General features: G+C 42.5%; 13 protein-coding genes and 1 pseudogene. 1 reads left to right on the top strand and 13 read right to left on the bottom strand.

Annotation, left to right across the window (positions count from 1 at the left end):
* Window positions 1-29 precede the first annotated feature (29 nt).
* Complete coding sequence (gene garD, locus QFZ78_RS12345) at window positions 30-1,565, bottom strand: galactarate dehydratase (protein ID WP_307547831.1); 1,536 nt, start codon at window positions 1,563-1,565, stop codon at window positions 30-32.
* A gap of 142 nt (window positions 1,566-1,707) precedes the next feature.
* Between garD and QFZ78_RS12350 the strand changes: the two genes are divergently transcribed.
* Entirely contained in the window at window positions 1,708-2,628 is a 921-nt protein-coding gene (locus QFZ78_RS12350; protein ID WP_307547833.1) for a LysR family transcriptional regulator, read from the top strand.
* An 18-nt stretch (window positions 2,629-2,646) separates the two neighbouring features.
* On the opposite strand, the pseudogene QFZ78_RS12355 reads toward QFZ78_RS12350, so the two are convergent.
* From QFZ78_RS12355 to QFZ78_RS12410, 12 genes and pseudogenes are all read right to left on the bottom strand, one after another.
* Window positions 2,647-2,793, bottom strand: a pseudogene (locus tag QFZ78_RS12355) (TetR-like C-terminal domain-containing protein); the annotation flags it as partial.
* Window positions 2,794-2,852: 59 nt separating this feature from the next.
* Window positions 2,853-3,971, bottom strand: a complete 1,119-nt coding sequence (locus tag QFZ78_RS12360; protein ID WP_307547835.1) for a glycoside hydrolase family 88/105 protein — start codon at window positions 3,969-3,971, stop codon at window positions 2,853-2,855.
* A 52-nt stretch (window positions 3,972-4,023) separates the two neighbouring features.
* On the bottom strand, window positions 4,024-6,273 hold the full coding sequence (locus tag QFZ78_RS12365) for a helix-turn-helix transcriptional regulator (RefSeq protein WP_307547837.1): 2,250 nt from the start codon (window positions 6,271-6,273) through the stop codon (window positions 4,024-4,026).
* A gap of 99 nt (window positions 6,274-6,372) precedes the next feature.
* The gene (locus QFZ78_RS12370) at window positions 6,373-7,881 is read right to left on the bottom strand and encodes an extracellular solute-binding protein (protein ID WP_307547839.1); all 1,509 of its coding nucleotides are present in this window, start codon (window positions 7,879-7,881) and stop codon (window positions 6,373-6,375) included.
* A 54-nt stretch (window positions 7,882-7,935) separates the two neighbouring features.
* On the bottom strand, window positions 7,936-8,817 hold the full coding sequence (locus QFZ78_RS12375; RefSeq protein ID WP_307547841.1) for a carbohydrate ABC transporter permease: 882 nt from the start codon (window positions 8,815-8,817) through the stop codon (window positions 7,936-7,938).
* Window positions 8,818-8,839: 22 nt separating this feature from the next.
* Window positions 8,840-9,802: an ABC transporter permease gene (locus tag QFZ78_RS12380; RefSeq protein WP_307547843.1), complete on the bottom strand. Its 963-nt coding sequence runs from the start codon at window positions 9,800-9,802 to the stop codon at window positions 8,840-8,842.
* 667 nt (window positions 9,803-10,469) lie between these two features.
* Window positions 10,470-11,273: a stalk domain-containing protein gene (locus QFZ78_RS12385; RefSeq protein ID WP_307547846.1), complete on the bottom strand. Its 804-nt coding sequence runs from the start codon at window positions 11,271-11,273 to the stop codon at window positions 10,470-10,472.
* 846 nt (window positions 11,274-12,119) lie between these two features.
* Entirely contained in the window at window positions 12,120-13,622 is a 1,503-nt protein-coding gene (locus QFZ78_RS12390; RefSeq protein ID WP_307547848.1) for a glycoside hydrolase family 32 protein, read from the bottom strand.
* 150 nt (window positions 13,623-13,772) lie between these two features.
* A complete protein-coding gene (locus QFZ78_RS12395; RefSeq protein WP_307547850.1) occupies window positions 13,773-15,239 on the bottom strand; it encodes a glycoside hydrolase family 68 protein in 1,467 nt (488 codons plus the stop codon).
* Window positions 15,240-15,409: 170 nt separating this feature from the next.
* On the bottom strand, window positions 15,410-16,690 hold the full coding sequence (locus tag QFZ78_RS12400; protein WP_307547851.1) for an ABC transporter substrate-binding protein: 1,281 nt from the start codon (window positions 16,688-16,690) through the stop codon (window positions 15,410-15,412).
* Complete coding sequence (locus QFZ78_RS12405; protein ID WP_307547854.1) at window positions 16,687-17,865, bottom strand: response regulator transcription factor; 1,179 nt, start codon at window positions 17,863-17,865, stop codon at window positions 16,687-16,689. Before QFZ78_RS12405 ends, QFZ78_RS12400 begins: the two co-directional genes overlap by 4 nt.
* 4 nt (window positions 17,866-17,869) lie before the next feature.
* The gene (locus QFZ78_RS12410) at window positions 17,870-19,651 is read right to left on the bottom strand and encodes a sensor histidine kinase (protein WP_307547856.1); all 1,782 of its coding nucleotides are present in this window, start codon (window positions 19,649-19,651) and stop codon (window positions 17,870-17,872) included.
* Between the last annotated feature and the right edge of the window lie 115 nt (window positions 19,652-19,766).

The following is a 19,766-nucleotide window of genomic DNA, read 5'->3' on the forward strand; positions in this document are numbered from 1 at the left end:
AAGCCTTCCGGGCTAGATATGAACCCGGATCAGGTAACAGGCGCAGGGTTGAATAATGCCAAATCGTTGTATAGTCCCCAATGATCCGCCCATGCTTTCTTACGTCCGCTGGCGACATCCAGGATCAAGTGGAAGATTTCCCAGCCGATTTCCTCGATGGTTGCCTCTCCCGTTGCGATTCTCCCCGCATTCAGATCGATCAGATCATGCCATTGTTCCGCCAAAGAATTTCTTGTCGACACCTTAATCACCGGAGCAACAGCCAGACCGTAAGGCGTCCCTCTCCCCGTCGTGAACACCTGCAAGTTGATACCGGAGGCTAGTTGCAAAGTACCGCAAACAAAATCGCTAGCTGGCGTTGCAGCGAAAATAAGTCCTTTTTCGACAGCCCTTTCGCCAGGGGATAGGACCCCGACAATCGGGCTGGTGCCTGATTTCACAATCGATCCGAGCGACTTTTCAACCACATTGGCGAGACCGCCTTTTTTATTGCCGGGTGTTGGATTGGCGCTTCGGTCGGATTGACCATTCTGCAAATAATCGTCATACCATTTCATCTCACGAATCAAGGCCCGGCCGACTTCTTCGCTGGATGCTCGCGGTGTTAAGAGATGCACGGCATCCCTCACTTCTGTGACTTCGGAGAACATGACCGTCGCTCCGGCGCGTACTAACAAATCGGCGGCATAACCGACTGCCGGATTGGCCGTAACACCTGAGAACGCATCGCTTCCACCGCATTGCAAACCGACGACCAAATCGGAAGCGGGGCAAGTGACGCGCTTTCGGCGATTTAATCGATCGAGCCGGACTTCCGCCATCTCCATGATCGATTTGACCATAGGAATAAATCCATGATGCTCCTGCAAGGATATGATCTTACCGGAGTCCCCTTCCGGCACCAAACGTTCAGGATTCAGCTTCTCGCAGCCCAATCCAACGACCATGAGTTCTCCGCCAAAGTTAGGGTTCTGGGCAAGATTTAGAATCGTGCGAATCGGAATAATTGCATCCGGCGCATTGATCGCAACCCCGCATCCATAAGTATGCGTTAATGCTACGACATCCTCGACATTCGGATATTTCGGAAGTAGCTCCGCTTTGATTCTCTTTACCGTATATTCCAGTACGCCGGCGACACATTGCACGCTGGTCGTAATCCCAAGAATATTTTTCGTTCCAACGCTGCCATTTACATTCCGGTAACCCTCAAACGTATAGCCCTCAAGAGGAGGCAACAATGCCGGCACGTTGCTAGCTATCGATAGTTCCTCTAACCTAGGCGGTGTCGGAAGCTGAACCAACGATTCGTCGATCCAACTGCCTTTTACAATCGGTTGAACGGCATACCCGATCATTTCTCCGTAACGCATGATCGCTTCGCCTTGATTGAGATCTTTTAGCGCCACCTTATGTCCTTGAGGAACATGATTCGTTAGCTCGAGCCCGCAAGAAAATACCGTTCCTTTAGGCAATCCGCCTTCATTGACAATAATCGCAACATTGTCATTGGGATGTACTTTAATATAAAGAGGAGTTTCATTCCGCGTTTGTTTCAAAGTCATGAGGGTGACCTCCATCCGGATAAGTTGCTTTTTACTTGTTATATATCCAAAAACATCGTAATCTGAATTTGTAATTAAGTAAAAGTGTAAATATTTAGATTTCTCTAAATAAATTTAAGAGTAAGGAGGCGATTTTTTTCGAATGGATTTAAAACAATTGGATTATATGATTAAAATAGCGGAAGAAAACAATATAACAAAAGCTGCGGAAAAACTGTTTATCACCCAATCGGCCTTAAACCAGCAGCTTTTAAGACTTGAGAAAGAACTTGGCACACAGCTTTTCGTACGCTCAAGAAGCAATTGGCACCTGACGCATGCCGGGAAAATTTATGTCGAGAACGCAAAAGAAATCGTACGCATAAAAAAAGAAACGTACAACCGGATTAACGATATGCTTGAGATAAAAGAAGGAAAATTGATTGTTGGATTAACTCCGGAGCGCGGTATTAAGATGTTTGCAGCTATATACCCTATTCTCTATAAAAAATATCCGAATGTAAAAATTGAGCCTATTGAAATGCCTGTCAAAAAACAACAATATGAAATCTCTCAAGGTAATCTTGATATTGGATTTTTAACTTTGCAAAACTCCCAAAAAACGAATGATCATTATATCCATATCTGTTCTGAAAAGATTATTTTAGGTGTTCCAAATGCTCATCCTCTTGCACATTTAGGAGGTAAGATTGGCGAACAACTCCCTGAAATAAGCTTAAAGCGTTTTGAAAACGACTCCTTTGCCATTATGCAAAAAGGTTCGACCCTTCGCGAAATCTATGATCATCTGATCAACGAAGAAAACATCAGTCCTGACATTTTGTTGGAAACCAGAAGCTGTCAAACCTTATTCAAAATGGTTGCGGAGGGCATCTGCTGCTCTATATTTCCGATTACGTACGCCAAGCCCAGCACGAACATCTCCTATTTTTCGATTAAACAAAATCCAGAGTGGGAAGTAGCAGCTAGTTATAAAAAAGGCAGCTACCTATGCAATGTAGCCCATGATCTAATACGAATTTCTACGGATTACTGGACAAAAAAAATGATGAACTACGGATAAAAAATTTAAGCATGATATTCATCTCCCCAAGACCCGATGCAGCAAAAAAAACGGTTTGGCTAAAAATTGTGGTGTATAAGGCATGTCGTTTCGGACCCAAGCCACAATCGTGCCGATCAAGGCTGCCGAACCGTACCATATCGCGATGTCTTTTTGAATTCCGGCATGATGCAGCGGCTTGCGGTTCAGGGCATTTTGAATGTCATTTGTGCCCATCAAGTGTATCAATCATGAACTTTTACATAGCCAAGCCGTTTAATCTCGTTATAGGCCATCAGCAGCGGAGCTACACCATGACCGTTATTGTCCACGATCTGTTCTGCAAAGAAATAGTACGCAAGACTCCCGTCTCGCATTTGACCGGTTTCCGGCTTTTTGCCAAGGCCGGCACTTCGGCAAATGCCCCCTAGTCGCACTTCACCGTCTTCTTCCCTAAGGTAACATGCAATCGTTCCGTTAAACGCCTGTATGCCGTATACGGCATACTCCTTTGGCACATATCCCAATCGAGCACCTTTCAGAATGGCATAAGCTAACATCAGCGTACCGCTGGCTTCGAGATAATTGCCCGGATGCTCCTGCTTATCCACAACCTGGTACCACATACCCTCGCTATGCTGGTACGGCAGCATGTCATCTATAAGTTCCTTGAGATAGGCTTTGAGGATGCCGGTATCCGCCGGCTCTCCTTCCAGCAGCTCCAGCACATCCACCAATGCCATCGCGAACCAGCCGACCGCACGCCCCCACACATTTGGTGATTGCCCTGTTGATTTATCGCACCAGAAAATGTTGCGACTCTCATCATAAGCGTGGCTATACAACCGCTTCTCTTTGTTATATATAGATTGGCGGACATTTTTGAACTGCTGCAGCGTATCGGAATAATCCTTCGCCTCTACAAATTGCTTCACGTACTGAACATAGAAAGGCTGCCCCATATACAATCCATCCAACCAAACCTGGAAGGGGTAGTTTTCTTTATGCCAGAACGAACCGGAACTCGTTCTCGGATAAGAAGCCAACTGCTGATACAACATATCCATGGTCGTTTTATATTTGGGATCCCGCTCTCTTTGGTATAGAGTAAACAAAATTCCAGCCATCCGGAATTGGTCGATATTATAACTGCTGATTTGGATTTCAGGGATATTGCCGTCCGAGTCAAACAGCTGATCCATATAGCTTTTTACAAAGTTATAATCTCTTTCACTACCGGTTTGCTCGTAGCTGTCCAAATACGCCTTTAAGATACAGCCCTCGATATAATGCCACCTTACTGAATACCAATTCTCGCTGGACATATATTCTGCTTTCAGTTTTTCTACCAATTCATAGGTCACAGGTACACCTCCATGATGGATAACGCGATTAGGTCAGTCAACGAGCTAGCAATTACTGTGATCTCGAAAGGGCATCTCGATACTGGCCCGGTGTCATGCCAGTAGCTTTGCGGAAGGTCCGGATAAATCCAGTGGAGTTGGTATAGTTAAGACGCTCCGCGATTTCCGTAATCTTCATATTGCTGTCCTTTAACCACACTTTCGCCATATTCATCCGGTAATTCGTCAAATAATCGATAAACGTCGTTCCAATCTCTTTCTTGAATACTCGGCTTAAATAGACAGGATGAAAACGGAATTGCGCAGCGCACGATTCCAAAGTAAGATCCTGATCGTATTTATCATGAATGAGCTCAACCATTTGGTGTGCAATATTGATATATTGCGAATCAATACGGCTCTGCAGGAAGGCAAGGGTGGGCGGGATCAGCTCCGTCTTAAACCACGTCATAATTTCCTCCGCCGTATTCAATTTCATGAATCGGATAATGACCGATTTGGCGCCGACTAATCCATCCAGCATGCCACCTTGCTGCCCAACAAGCCGATACATTTTGGCGATTAATTGAAGCATAAATATTTGAAAATCATTGAACGAAATGCTCTTCTCCAAAATCGCTGATGCATATTGGTTATAATACTCGTAAGCAGAAGCAGCATCGCCTGTTTTAAGCCCGTTCATCAAGCTCTCTTCAATGTGATTCCAAGAAGCACCAGTCTGAACGCTGTTCCGATGAACCGGTTCGATATCTTCATAGTTCAGGATGAGCTCATTTCCAAGACTAATTCTACGTTTCAGAGCCTCCAACGCTTCTGAGTAGGCATCCATCACATTCGTATACCTATGAAAAGGCCGACTGATGCCGATACTGATTTTGAGTTGAAGCAGCTCGTGAACCTTTGACTTCATAAGCTCCGCCATTTGGTAGAAGTAGCCCTTGAGCTCATCCGGATCCTCCGAATCGCCTAACAGTATCGTTACCTGAGACTGATCCAGCAGCAAAGTACCCAAGATACGGTCATTAGAGATTAGCTCCCCAACGACATTATTGATCGCAAATAATAGCAGCTCCTTATCACTATCCAAGTATCGGGTGTCTTCAAGAGAATCAATTTGCAGGGCAAGCACTCCGAGAGCCTTTCCCTTTTCCCCAAAGCCGTAAGTCTCATACTTGTAGGAGAATTCACTCTCAGTGACCTGTCCCATTATCAACTTCAATAGGAAAAATTCCTTCACTTGCCCACTCTGAACCTGCAACTGCTGTTGAAGCTGCTTTCTCGTGCTGAACAAGGAAGAAAACCGCTCTTCGATTAAAGCGAATTCATCCCGCTTTTTTTTCCCTTTGGACTCTCCTCCCAACTGCTCCATCATCATAAATAGCCGATGGATCGGCCTATACATGCGGCTGGTTCCGTAGAAGGCGGCCAATGTGATTAGAATAAAAATAATCACGCAAGCATTTAAGGTGATGAATGCAATTTTCTTAGATTCCTTCGTAATTGCATCAATGGAAACGATAGAAACATAGGACCAGCCGTTATATGAGGAAACTTTATAGTTGACCCCCATATCGCCCGTTTCAAAGGACCCCTCCGGTTCTGTCGCGACATTCATCTTTTCCAGAATGGAAGACTGGATCCCTACAGGGCTGGAACTGGCCAAGAACGGCTCCCTGTTTCGATTAAGTACATAAATATTTCCTAATTGGGTGTTTTGGGCCAAATTGCTCAGTAACGCATCGTGCGACATGTCAATAATCAACAACGCTTTAGGAGTGGTCGTAGAGGCAATCATTGGAAGCTTGACGACCACCCGGATCTTATTTTCATCTAAGGAGGTACCGATATTAGCTAACCAAAATAAATTTTGCTGGCGCTTGGCATAATCGCTCAGTAAACCTCGATTTACAAAATCTTCGGTTGATGTAAAACCGAGATTGCTGATCATCCAGTCGTGCTCTAAGTTAATCAGCTGTGTGTCGGCCACACCCGCAATAGAATGAAGATTATATAAGCCTTTGGATAGATTATTGATCGTTTGAAAATCATCATTCTGTAAATCATGGTATATGAAATCGCTTACCAAAGGTGAATTGATATATTGTACGGCTCCCATTTCCACGTTCTTTAAGATTTGCTCCATTCGCATTTGGTTTTGTAGCAGGATCTGTACATTACCCTCATTAACCTTCTTCCCAATATCCTTTGAAGCAATATAGTAGGAGATGAGCCCGATGCAAACGACCGGAACTGCGCTCAACAGAAGAGAGAAGACAAGCATTCGATATAAGTATTTAGGCAACGGAAACCTCTCCTTTCTTCGCTTTCAAGGATTCGACATTACCATTATATCAAATGAATCTACGATGCCTATGCTTACAAATGCTAGAACTAGATCGTCTTACTTCTTCTGCTTCGAATACTCGGCCGTATATTCTTCAATCACCTTGTCACCGCCGGCTTTTCTCCATTTCTCTACTTCTGCTTGCCACCCTTCCTCGTCAATTTTCCCCATAATAAATTTGGTTTGGGCATCACGAATTAATGTATCCAATTCTCCACCCTTTTCAGAATAAGTCTTGGAGTTCATTGTTAACGCTACATTGGGCACCACATTCTTCAGGTTGTCAGCAATGACCTTCCAGCCTTTTGCCTGCAAATCCGATAATTTCAAAGGAAGACCCGTTCCGGTCACCTCAAACGAAGGCAGACTGTCACGATAAGGCTTAACCTCGAGATTAAATAGGGTCAAGTCTTTAAACTGCGCTTTTCCGTCATCGGTCTTCGTGAAATGCTTACCTTCAATCCCTCTGGTCAGAAGTGTCGACATCTCCGGGTCCATTAACTTATCGAAGAAGCCCAGCAGTCGCTTTAATTCCGCTTCTGACTTAACACTCGATTTCGGGAAGACGAAGAAGCCGTTATTGCCGGGCTCAGCCGGTACACGATTTCCGGATGGTCCCATATAAGGGGCAATATCAACTACGCCATTAGGTACAGCCTTCTTTAGGTTGTCTTGAGAGGTCGCACCTGCCGAGGCAACGGTATTGATCCGAATCCCAACCTTACCTGCATTCCATTTATTATCGGCATCAGCTGCCTGAACAACGGAAAAGTCCTGATTGATTAATTTTTCCTGATATAATCTGCGAAGCAGCTTCATGGAATCCAAATACGGTTTGGTCATAAATTCAGCTATCACCTTACCTCCTTCTAATCCCCATTTATTCGGCGCTCCCTGAGAAACTGCGAGTCGGGTCAGATAGGAGCTGCTAGCAACCGGGTCGTTATAGGACTTTTCAAGAAACATACCGTACGAATCGTTCTGCCCATTCTTATCAGGATCCTTCTCCGCGATGGTTTTCATGAGATTATACCAGTCGTCTAAAGTTACCGGAGTCTTTAGGCCAAGTCCATCAAACCAATCCTTCCGGTAAGTGATACCGGCACGGCCGATGTCCCGGTACAAGGGCAAACTATATAACTTTCCATCAACCTTTAAATTGTCATAATACATTGCGTTAGCGCCTGATAAGTTTTTATAATCCTTCAACAAAGGGCCGATCTCCCAAAACAAGCCGGATTGGATCGCGCTAAGCGTAGTGGCGTTTGACGTAATTTTAAATGCTTTGGGCATTTCATTAGAAGCAATCATGATATTTTTCTTATCTTCGAAAGCAGCGGATGGAATCCATTGAAAATCAATTTTCGAATTCGTGTATTTCTCGATAGCCTGCTCTACTTCACTGCCTTTTTTCGGAGCCTCCCCGATTTGAGGCGTAGCAATAGTAACTTGAAGCGGCGTATTGTCCTGTTGTGCAGTTGGCGAACTCTTCTCGCCTGCGCACCCCGCTAAAGCACTTACAGTCGTCAGCAATGAAACCAAAGTGATAAAACGCTTACTTACCATACATAACCCCTCCTGAATGTTTGTTTATGTAAACGGTTACTCTTTGAAATAGAGTTATCCTTTTACCGATCCTAATAGTACACCCTTGGCAAAATGCTTCTGTAAGAACGGGTAGACGAGCACAATCGGGACGGTCGCAACTACAATAGAAGCCATTCGAATGGTCTGCGGTAAATAGTCGGTTGGATCTTGCTGTGATGTGGTGTTCCCGATTTGATCCTGAGATAACAAAACAATTTGTCTCAAAATAACCTGGACCGGAAACTTCTCAGCATCGTTCATGTACATCACCGCATTAAAGAATGTATTCCAATGTCCTACAGCATAGAAAAGTCCAAAGGTAGCCATCGCCGGCATCGATAATGGCAAAACAATACGAAACAAAATCCCTAAATCATTACAGCCATCAATCTTCGCTGAATCTACCAAGCTGTCGGGAATTTGCTGAAAAAAGTTCTTGAGAACGATCAAATTAAATGCGCTGATAGCGGTCGGAATCATCAGGGACCAATACGTGTTTATCATACCAAAAGCTTTGACTACAAAGTAGGTCGGGATCAAACCTCCGCTGAACAACATCGTAATCAAAACCATGAGAAGAATGGTCCGGCGCCCTCGTAAGGTCGCTTTGGCCAAAGGGTAAGCGGTAAACGAGGTCAACAGTAGGTTGATCAACGTTCCGAGCACCGTAATATAAATCGAGATAAGAATACTCCGAACCATCGTATCGGTTGAAAAGATGTATTTATACGCCCCAAAGGTAAACTTCGAAGGAAATAAGAGCAACCCGCCTTTAGCCACCTCCTCTGGGGAAGCAAAAGACATGGAAACGATATATACGAAGGGAATGATTGTGATTAGTGATACAAGGGTCAACAACGAATAGTTTACCGTATTAAATAGCCGATTGCTCCAATTCTTATCTTCTGCTAGCATATTGACAGCCTCCTGACTCTTTTTAATACACGCCTTCTTCGCCGAGTTTTTTCGCTATCCAATTGGACCCGAGTACTAGGACAAGCCCTACCAGAGATTTAAACATCCCTACCGCGGCACTATAGCTGTATTGTCCTTGCGTCAAGCCTTTCATATATACAAAAGTATCAAACACTTCCCCGACTTCTCGGTTCATGGAGTTAAGCATCAGGAAGATGTGCTCGAAACCCGTGTCCAAAAAACTGCCCAAGCGTAGAATAAACAAGATGACGATCGTACTACGAATAGCAGGCAGCGTAATATGCCACAACTGGCGCCAACGCCCAGCTCCATCCATGCGAGCCGCTTCATATAACTGAAGATCAACTCCGGACAGCGCCGCGAGGAAAATAATGGTTCCCCAACCTGCTTCTTTCCAAATCGACTGGCTGATGATCATCGGTCTGAACCAATCCTCACTTAGCATGAACGGAATTTTCTCTATTCCGATTTTTTGGATCAATTCGTTAACAACTCCACCTTCAGTTGTAAATAAAACATAGAATATGCCAACCGCTACTACCCATGAAACAAAGTGAGGCAAATACAATAACGTCTGAGCAAAGCGCTTGAATATCCCAATACGAACTTCATTCAACATAAGCGATAGTACGATAGGCAGTGGGAAGAAAAACACCAAATTATAAATTGCTAACAAAATGGTATTACGGAACAGCATCCAAAACTGAGGCTCTGAAAAAAAACGTTCGAAATGCTTCATCCCTACCCATGGACTATTCATAAAACCTAGATGCGGTTTATAGTCCTCAAAAGCCATGAGTAAGCCAAACATAGGAACATATTTAAAAATAATAAAATATAAAACACCTGGTAATAAGATTACATACAACCATCGATCCCTGACAATATCCCTTATGAACAAAGATTCTTTAAAGAAACGGTAATTGTGTCTTAGTTGTAATTGAGCTTCATAATGTTCCTTCATCCGTCGTCCCCCTGACTGAATTCATGTGTGCATCGATCACAATTCAAATCATAAGTTTCGCGGCTACAACTGGCAATAGTACTGATCGAACCATCTAAATTCTCAGTAACATTGCCGCTTTTAAGATAAATTGAACTCAAGTTACCATTCTTTTCATTAACATCGTACTATCTTAACCATCCCTTTATTAAATCGAAAAGCCCTTACCTTAGTCGCCTTGATGATTAAATGATGGTTCTAGCATAACGAATCAATGAGATTCCCATTATTAACGAAAAAATCCGCTCCTTTTGGTGGGCGGATTTCAATGCTGTATTGCGAACATCCGGCTCTCTCGAAGGATCAGAGCCGGATGTTTTTGACAATATATCGTCCAGACGGGAGCATGCTCTGATTATTCCCCCATTGGTTCCATGGAATCGCCATGTAATAACCTGATTTGGTTTCGATTGTCCCTTTTGGTGAAGGAAAAATCTGCTGTATACAAGGTCAAGCTCATGAGTTTGATCATTGAGATGATACACTTCAACTATCATGTCGAATGACTCAACATTCAAAGCGTGTTCGTTCATATCCTCTGACAATAACATGGTAGGCTTCCGCTTCGCCTTCAAAAGCCGTTTCGTCAACCAGCTCATGGTTATGCTTAAAATACCTCCTTAAAGTGTTAGATCCCTTCTCCACGATAAGCACCAGCATAGAGGATATTTGTAAGTTTGTAGGTATTCCCTTCTTGGTAAAAATAGAAATCAATTGAAAAATGACCATAGTATCCTTTACCGGAGACGACCCGATAGTTAAGCAGAATCCCATGTTCCTTACTGTATCCTGAAGCTTCGTCAGGGAATGCTCCACCCTTCAACAGTTCCAAACCTTCTGCTGTCAGACCGTTCAGCGTCTCCTTATCGTATTTACTGCGATACGTATCTACTTTTTCGCTGGCTTGTGCGTAGGCAACATCAGGGCTATCGAGTTCGGTCAAAGAATAATAATACTTGTAAATGAACGCTTTCAAATCTTTCTTCTCCCCGCTGCGAATCGCATTCAAATACGCAGTAATTCCTTCCTTTGCAACAGGTTTAAAGTCTTCAAACATCGAAGGCGCTCCGTATTCAGAAGGAAATGTATTCCGAACACCTTCCGATTCATGCGGCGAAGATGCGCTGCCTGCACTGGGATTTGCAGTGGATACCTTAATGGCTTGCTCATCCTGCTCCCATGTAACCATCGCGCCCAACGCTTCCGCAAGTGGCTTGACCGGTACATAAGAGCGACCTTCGTAAATGATCGGGACCATTTGCTCCGCCCCGTCCTGAAGGTCGACTGTGCTGCCGTCGACCTGTATCGTGATTTTACTGTTCTGATAAGCTTTGATCTCTTTGATGTAATCGTCCGCAAAAGCACCGCATGCAAACGCGATAAGGAAAATTATGAACATGCACGTCATTGTTACTGCTTTTTTGCGTTTCATCCTACCACTCCTTCATGAATTGATTTCCATAAATATGGTAATCTACAAACCGCAATGAAACAATACAATTGAATAAGATCGCCCTGATCGGACATATTACTTTTCGACGGTGAAAACAGCGAGGTGTAGTGTCGCAGAAATTTCAAAGATAAAACACCAGGGAAGTTGTTATTGAATCGATATTGAAGCGAGGCGATGTGCCGTGGGCTCATTAATGTAGTCATGTACTGCAATAGTGTGTTAAGGTAAAGACCGAGCCAAGTAAGGTTCAAGACAAAAGTACCATCAATTTATTCACCGTCGAAGAGGACTCCGAAAGGGGTCCTTTTTCTATTAAGCAGAAGCAATTAAACCATCTATTTTTGTAGCACGGTCGATTTTTTCCGTGTGAACATTAGTATCAAAATATTTACTGGAGGGTAATATGACATCAACAAACATGACACATACATTACATAAATTGTACGAAAAAGAATTATTCCCCCCATTAAAACTAAAAATAAGTAATGTTGTTGCAAGTTTTCTGTATTTATAGTAGGATATATGTAATGAAACATAACATAATACAATGCAACTTCACAAATAATAGGTAGAGGATGGTTGTTACATATGACAAATCTTATTAAAGCTATTCCGCTGTTTATCGCCGTCATCTTTAATTTCAAACTTGAATCGAATGAGAACTGGACATGTTCCTGGTAATAAAATAAAGCTACTGAAGTGAAATCAGTGAAGCCCGTCAGCTAAGTTAAATCCTGAGCGGCAAAAGCCCGCACTGGAATAATACAAAGATCCCCCCCTTTTTCGAGGAGGCGGATCTTTGTTTTTTTAAATATCTTGATTTTTTTATTTAATAATGTTGAAGTGCTTGATTACAACATTTTCAAAGATCGCGGTGCCGCCTTCAGAAAAAAGGGTAATAGCTTTATCGTTTATTTCCGGGAACATTTCATTGGATAAAACGATTTTGCCATCATCTATAAAAACTTCAATGCTTGTTTTATCAACAAGGATCTTCAAGTGAACATTCTTCTTTTTTACATCAAATGGCGCTCTGCTTTCAAGATATCTTTTACTCTTGTCGGGTTGTCCTGTAAAAGCTCTATTGACATAAGAGTATTGACCTTCTACAAAAACTCCGACATCTACATGGCGGGTTTTATTTGTTGATTCTCGAAGCCTTAATCCTACATTATTGATCTCCGACCAAGATATATCGGTGTCAAGCTGGTACGTATCGCCTGTTACCTGAAGTGTTGTAGAGCCATTAACTTTTATTTGTTTAACGGTATCCGTTGAACTTGTCAATTGATTTAATGCTTCAATTGGTTGGGATACCAAATGATACTTACGATCCCCTTCTTGTTTTAATTTAATTTGACGAACAATTGAATCCGTTCCGTTAAAACCTTCTTTCAGCGTTGGCGTATTATGGGGGTAATCCCAATTATTCATCCAGGCCAGAGCATAACGAAGATTGTATTTATCACTGTCTTCCCCCTCTTCAAACGTTACAGCACCATACCAATCAAAGCCATAATCTAACCACTGAGGTTCATTGTGATCCGGGAAAAATGCCTTTCCATTAAAGTTTCCAGTCCAGTAGGCATAGGTGTTGGGTTTTCCTATCGATTTACCATTTGCGCTGGCACCAAGAACCCATTTAAAAGTGCCGTCATTCGCTTGCATTAAATAAAGATCAGGGCACTCTACAATTCCGATATTCTCCGTAAAGAAGCTGCTTGTATAGTGCCAATCTTTTAAATTGTGAGACTCGTAAAAACCTATTTTGGTTCCTTCCGCCATGGCCATCACCCACTTATGAGTTTGGTGATCCCAAATAACTTTCGGATCTCTAAAATTTGCTGTGCCCGGATTCGGCAGAATAGGATTGTCATGATAAGATTTAAACGTTTTTCCTTTGTTCGTACTGTACCATAAATATTGTTCCTGCTTCCCGCCATCTGCAGAGGGCTGTGTTACAATCGCCACAACAGCCTCTTTTCCAAAACCTGCCGTATTTTTATCGTCCACAACGACGGATCCCGTCCATGGATCACCATTTTGATTCGTATATTTGGGAATGGCCACCCCTTCATCTTTCCAATGCACCAAATCCGTTGATACTGCATGCCGCCATTCCGTACCGTTTCCATTCGGATAATCACGATTATAGAGATAATAATAATGATATTTTCCATCCAAGTAAATCGGCCTCTGAGGGTCGTTTTTCCATTTGTCTGGCGAAGTGAAATGATAGCTAGCCCGAGAGGTTGGCTTAAAATGAGAAACGTTAGTTTCCTTCTTCTTGTTCTTTCTTGCGTCATAAGCTTCTAACTCTATCGTCATCAAACAGCTTAAACAAATGATGAATACAACGATTCGTTTAACTGTTGCGATAAGAATCCCTCCATTCTACTTTACCTATTTACCCCATTTCAAAAAAAGAAAATGCCAATTTAAATTGGCATTTTCTTTTTTTGTTATTTAGGAGGCTTGTTATTTGTTAATCGTTAATTGCCCTTGTTCCAGAATGCTGTTTTTCACAACTGAAGTCTTGGAACCTTTAATGTTCATTAAGAAGCTTGGTGCAAAAGTAGAATGATGATCTTCAAAGTAACCTCTATTAGTCATGTAACTTGTGATGACGACATTATCCCCTTTCACTTGTGGGATCGCAAAGTGAGCATAATTCCAGGTAATATCATATGGATTAAGATCTTGATGAAGGACAAGTCCTGTGTCGTTCAATGGTTTGTACGTTCCGTTTAAAGAATCTGATACGTACCCCAACATGTAAATGTCTTCTTTATCGATTCCATCAATGAACATTTTAGATCCTCTAGAACTTGTGAACAAATACCATTTCCCATTCAGTTTAAATACGTTAGCACGTTCAATCTCATCTGTTACGGTATTGGATGCAATCAGCGGCTTCATTTCTTTTTTGAACGAATAATCGTCATTTAATTCAATGATACCGAGTGCACCATTCGCAATTTCCATAACTGGTTTGACAGGGCTTTGCAGCAATTTGTTTTTCTCAGCCTGGAAGAAGACATTGCTTCCGCCATAGTAAGCTTTATTAAACAGGGATCCTTCTCCTTGGTAACCCGTTTCTGTCCCGGTATTCGCTTCAAAAACAAGGTATTTACGGCCGTTCTCCTCTACATAGTGAGGATCTCTTAAGGTATGATTATCGTTATAGTCTCCCTTACTGAAACCGGTGCTATCAACGCTTTGATAAGTCTTCCCGTCGTTGCCGTCATAGATCGATTTGAAATCTTCTACGCCATCCACTTTCAGCGTATCGTCATTCGGTTGAGACACATTGATTTGAGCCGTTGTTAACGTTTGCTTCCCGTAAAATCCCCGATCCGAATCCCAAGGGTGACGATTGGTATAGAATAAGCGAACTTTGCCATCGGAGGTCATAGTTGCGGAACCCGACCATTCTTCGGCTTGATTGTTTAGAATCGAATCATTCGGTACGAATTTGTCACTATCCTTAAATACCCGGCCGGCATTCTTCCAGCTGTTAAGGGATGTATCTCCTTCTTTCTTATAGAACAAGTAAATAAACGTGTCCGATCCTCTTTTAGGATCTCCCGCCAAACCAAAAACGATTTGGTAGCCCTTATAGTTTGCCACGGTTCCATCCGAATTTTGCAACGGCCAAGTATCCCAAACATCCATTTCAATTTTGTTGCCATTCTCATCGTACTTGATTGCGGATGGAATGTTCTTAATCGTTGAAGCATCAAATTGAGGAACTTTGAATTGTTCACTCTTCTGTTGTTCAGGTAATTTCAACATGTCAGCGCGTGTAATATGGGAAAAACCATAGCTATCATTATGATCCCTGCTGTCTATCTCTTTTGCAAATGCTTGAGCTCCGCCTCCTACTAGTAATACGGTGGTGAAGGTTACTGCTGTTGCTTGTTTGATAATTTTTTTGAAATTCATAATCTAACTCCTTCTCTACTTCATATTTGGTTTCCTCAAAATAAGATCTAAAATCACGATAATGGTCTACCTCTCTCCCCCTTGTTCTGTTCTCTCTTTATATTTTAATGAGGACGAATCGTTATGGACATGTTGTAAATTGATGTATCTACGGGCTTATATTGATTCAACTATTGCTTCTCAGCCTTTTCCCATGACTTTTGGAGCTCCTGAAGCAATTGATCGCGGTTAAACTGGTTGCCTACATAAGCTTGCATGATATAGCCAAACTCCTCTCTTGCCCTCGGAGGAAATTTAAACCAATTCCAGGACAACGTTTTCTTCTCATCGGTGTAACGAATAATATCATCCACGAGCGCTCCTGAACGATCAGTTTCTATGTTTTTAAACGCTGAAATAAAATGGAATTGTTCCTTCATAAACTTTTTTCCTTGTTCCGAAGAAACCATCCAGTTTAAGAATTTCTTTGCTTCTTTCTTTTTTTCCGGCGAAGATTCTTTATTTACAGCCCAGTTATTGGATACGCCTATCGGCAAGGCATCGTTTCCGGCATCATCATTAATCGGCATGGGTAAAAAACCGATGTTCATATTCGGTGTTATTTGATTTATCTTGGATTGAACCCAATTTCCTTGTTTCAGGATCGCCGCTTTACCTGTTGCAAACAACTCAACTTCCGTATTATAGTCTGTCGTCAGAAAATCTTTATTGCCGTATTGAACGGTCAAATCCACCATCCGAATGAGATCCTCAAACTTTTTGTTACCTACGATGGTGTGTGTCCCTTCGTTTAGTCCATGAATAAAAGCGTCCGAATCGTCCTGTTGAGCGAAAGCAATATTGAGCAGCAGAACGAAGAACCAACTATCCGAATACCCGGCTGCAAATGGGGTAATTCCTGCGGAATGCAGCTTTTCCGCCGCTGCCTTTAATCCGGTAAAGGATTTTGGCAGGGTATCGATCCCAGCCTTTGCGAATAAATCCTTGTTATAGATAAAGCCATAACCTTCAAAATTGAAAGGCATCCCGTATATGTTCCCATCCATCTTCATTGGCTCAAGCGCCTCATCATAAGCATATTTCACCCACGGCTGATCGGACAAATCCTCCAGGTACCTTTTCCAGACTACCGCTTCTTCATAACCACCATTAGGAAAAATATCAGGACCTTTGTTTGCCGCAAATCTTGCTTTCAATTCGTTAAGGTAGTTCGCTCCTCCGCCAAAGGTTAAAACATTCATTTTAACGTTCGGATTTTCTTTCTCGTATTCCCTTACCATCTGCTCGAACTGAATGGCAATTTCCACTTTGGGATTAAGCACCTCCAAAGTGATTATCTGATCCATCGTTTTAGTAACCGATTCCTCCATCGGACGATTATCCGTTCCGCATGCAGAAAGCGATAGGGTAACCAAGCCGACTAAAATAAATGGAATAACCTTTATTTTCATGATTTCCCCCTCTTTATATTTTCCTCTGCATTCCGATATTCAAGTGGCGTCATGCCAACGTTTTTTTTGAACAGCCTCGAGAAGTAATTCTCATCCTGGTATCCGAGCTTTAGTGCAATCGAGTACATCTTCTCATCCGTTTCACTTAACCACCGTTTGGCTTGATTAATTCGTAATTGAATGACGTAGCTGGACAGGGTCATCCCTATTTCCTGCTTGAATCGCCGCGAGATATGTTCACGACTTAGGAAGAACCGGGACGACAGTTTGTCCAAACTTAACTCTTCCATATAATACTCATTTACAAAAGCGACAATGTCATGCATGCGCTTTGCATCATCCAAATCCGCCAAACGGTGTATGGCTCTGAAGTTTTGCTCGGCCATTGCCCTTTTTGCATATTGAAAAGATTGCGGGAGCTCTTCCAACGATTCAATTGGAGGGCTGCTCACCAGACGAACGGGAATATCAAAGTGCTGGGTAATCCATTCCTCTATTGGGAAGAACCGGCCGTGAACAGAAAGGATCACACAAACATTAGGGTCGTTCTGAAGGGCAAAGGCATTCCCCCACTCCCGTATAACCAGTTCATCGGTCAAAAGCTGAAGATAGGGATCCGAGTGGTGGGCATGGTAAAAATACATCATCGTAAGATCGTATGCATCCGCTTGTGGGAGAGACAAGGCAATTTCGTCGGAATCAAAAAGTTCACCGTTACTAGCAGAGGTAATCTCCCTATTTAAGCGAAACATCTTAACCTCTTCATAGAAACCCGACTCCATATTGCGGCGTTCTTCCTCTCCATTTTTCCAGGCCTTTACCGCTCCCGCCAAGGTTTCATTCAGCATTTCATTTTCGATCGGCTTCATCAAATAATCAAAGCATCCGTGTTTGAACGCTTTTCGCATGAAAGAATAGTCGTCAAACCCTGAAATCATAATCACTTTTCCCGGATAGGAGTTGGCATCCAACCACTCAATCAACTCAATCCCGTTATTTTTGGGCATTTTCACGTCTGTCATGATGATTTCTGGACATTCCTGATCAATCAGAACTTTAGCCTCTAAACCATTTCTAGCCTCCAAAACTTCGGTAATCCCGTGTTGTTCCCACTTTCCCAAAAAACGAATAATTTTTCTTACATTGTTCTCATCATCTACGATAAGAGCTTTCATAACGTTACTCCTCCTTTAAGTAGAGTGGAATCACCAGCCGCACAGAGAACCCTTGTCCCTGCATCGAATCCAGTTCAATTCCCGCTGTCTGATCATAATGAAGAACCAAGCGATCATGAATGTTTTTCAAGCCGATATGCTCAAGCGAATAGTTCCCTTCGTTAACCGGCGTGTAGATTTTGTTTTTTAATGACAATAGCTCATCATCCGTCATACTTCTTCCGTTACTTTCCACGACTAGATTCAAATATTCACCTTGTATTTCACCGTAAATATGCAAGTAGGGTTGATCGTAACCTTCGTCATAACAGTGTTTAAAGAAGTTTTCAACGAGTGGCTGCAAAATCATACTCGGAACCGGAATAGGAAGAATGACCTTGGGTAAATCGATGGAATAGCTAAAATCGGTTTGAAAACGCTCCTCTTGAAGGTTCAAATACGCCCTTACATAATCCGCTTCACTCCGAACCGTCGCCTTTTGATCCACACGAATGGAGTACCGCATCATTTTGGATAAGGAGGTTATCAGTTGGTATACTCTTGGAGATTCGGAAAGCAAGGCGACCGCAGCAATGGATTGTAGAGAGTTGAATAAAAAGTGCGGATTGATCTGAGACTTTAGTGCCCTATGTTGGTTCTTCCTGTTCTCTATCTCTAGCTTGTACTCTTGATCGATGTGACGATTGATCCGGTTCATCATATCCATGATATGTCTTTCCAGACTGCCGATTTCGTCCTCCCTTTTATCGTCAAACTCGGCATTCATATTCCCTCCTTCAATGCTCAGCACTTTTCGGCTAAGCAGCTTTATTGGACGTGTAACCTTATATGAAATAATGGCTACCATTAACAAGCCAAGAACGACCACGATTACACCCACGATGATGTTCGTGTAGGCAGTTTTCCTCACATTTTCAAATAAAAATTTGCTTGAGGTTATTTTAGCAAAGTGCCACTCATTTATCGGTTCCGGTAACGTTCTGGAAAAGACAATATCGCCATCTGGAGATTGTGCGCCTGCGGCCGACGTATTGATTCGCTTTTGCAATTCGGCCGGAACGGCCTTGCCTATCAGGGCTTCATCGCTTGCATAGATGACATAGCCGTCCGAATCAGAAAGCAATACGGATTCTTTATTTTTTCGAAGAAAATGATTAGAAATGCGAGCGATCTTGTCCAAATCAATATCTATCGTGATGATACCGAGAAATTCTTTCGATAGGGCATCCAAGATTTTATGATGAACCGTCAAAACCATCGATTTGTCCGATGGGGGCATGAACGAGGAATTGTTATAATTCTCGATCTGATGAGGCGGTTCGATCAGATAGCTCATTTTAGAGTTTATCAGCTTCTGAATAGAAGCTTGCTTCAATAATTCCGGCTTCCGCTTACGGGAACTTAACATGGCATTATAAACGGTAAACGAGCTATTTCCTTCGTCGATGTAAAACCGAATCTGCCGAATCTCGCTCCTCATCAGATAAAAGGTTGTCATGCCTTTATAGATTTCAAGCTGGTTGAAATAAAGAGAACTTTCAAAGCCTTGTTCAAAAACCCTGAACAAGTCTGGATTTCGATATAAAATATAAGGAAGATTAACGATGTCATCAAAATATTGCTCCAGATCTTCGGACACTTGTTGCATTTGCTCGCGGCTGTTCTCAAGTTCATGCCGTTCCACATTCTCTTTCGTTTGCCGATAGATCAATAGCACGGACAGAAAATACGGAAGGATTATAAAAACAAGCAGCAAGATTAATAAGCGTTTTTGAATGCTTTTCACAAAAATTGCTCCTTTTATTAAGAATCTCCTTGCTATCATTATAACTTTCTAGCATTGCGAATTGTTCTCCAATACATGGAACTCTGCGAAGTTTGTATGAAATTTAATATCTAAT

Origin of the sequence: Paenibacillus sp. V4I5 (assembly GCF_030817255.1) — a bacterium.
In the GTDB taxonomy this organism is placed as follows: Bacteria; Bacillota; Bacilli; order Paenibacillales; family NBRC-103111; genus Paenibacillus_E.

Bases quoted from the DNA above. Each gene is read 5' to 3' on its own strand.
- garD (WP_307547831.1), bottom strand. From the start codon at position 1,565: ATGACTTTGAAACAAACGCGGAATGAAACTCCTCTTTATATTAAAGTA.
- QFZ78_RS12350 (WP_307547833.1), top strand. From the start codon at position 1,708: ATGGATTTAAAACAATTGGATTATATGATTAAAATAGCGGAAGAAAAC.
- QFZ78_RS12370 (WP_307547839.1), bottom strand. From the start codon at position 7,881: ATGGTAAGTAAGCGTTTTATCACTTTGGTTTCATTGCTGACGACTGTA.
- QFZ78_RS12375 (WP_307547841.1), bottom strand. From the start codon at position 8,817: ATGCTAGCAGAAGATAAGAATTGGAGCAATCGGCTATTTAATACGGTA.
- QFZ78_RS12380 (WP_307547843.1), bottom strand. From the start codon at position 9,802: ATGAAGGAACATTATGAAGCTCAATTACAACTAAGACACAATTACCGT.
- QFZ78_RS12385 (WP_307547846.1), bottom strand. From the start codon at position 11,273: ATGAAACGCAAAAAAGCAGTAACAATGACGTGCATGTTCATAATTTTC.
- QFZ78_RS12390 (WP_307547848.1), bottom strand. From the start codon at position 13,622: ATGACGATAGAGTTAGAAGCTTATGACGCAAGAAAGAACAAGAAGAAG.
- QFZ78_RS12395 (WP_307547850.1), bottom strand. From the start codon at position 15,239: ATGAATTTCAAAAAAATTATCAAACAAGCAACAGCAGTAACCTTCACC.
- QFZ78_RS12400 (WP_307547851.1), bottom strand. From the start codon at position 16,690: ATGAAAATAAAGGTTATTCCATTTATTTTAGTCGGCTTGGTTACCCTA.
- QFZ78_RS12405 (WP_307547854.1), bottom strand. From the start codon at position 17,865: ATGAAAGCTCTTATCGTAGATGATGAGAACAATGTAAGAAAAATTATT.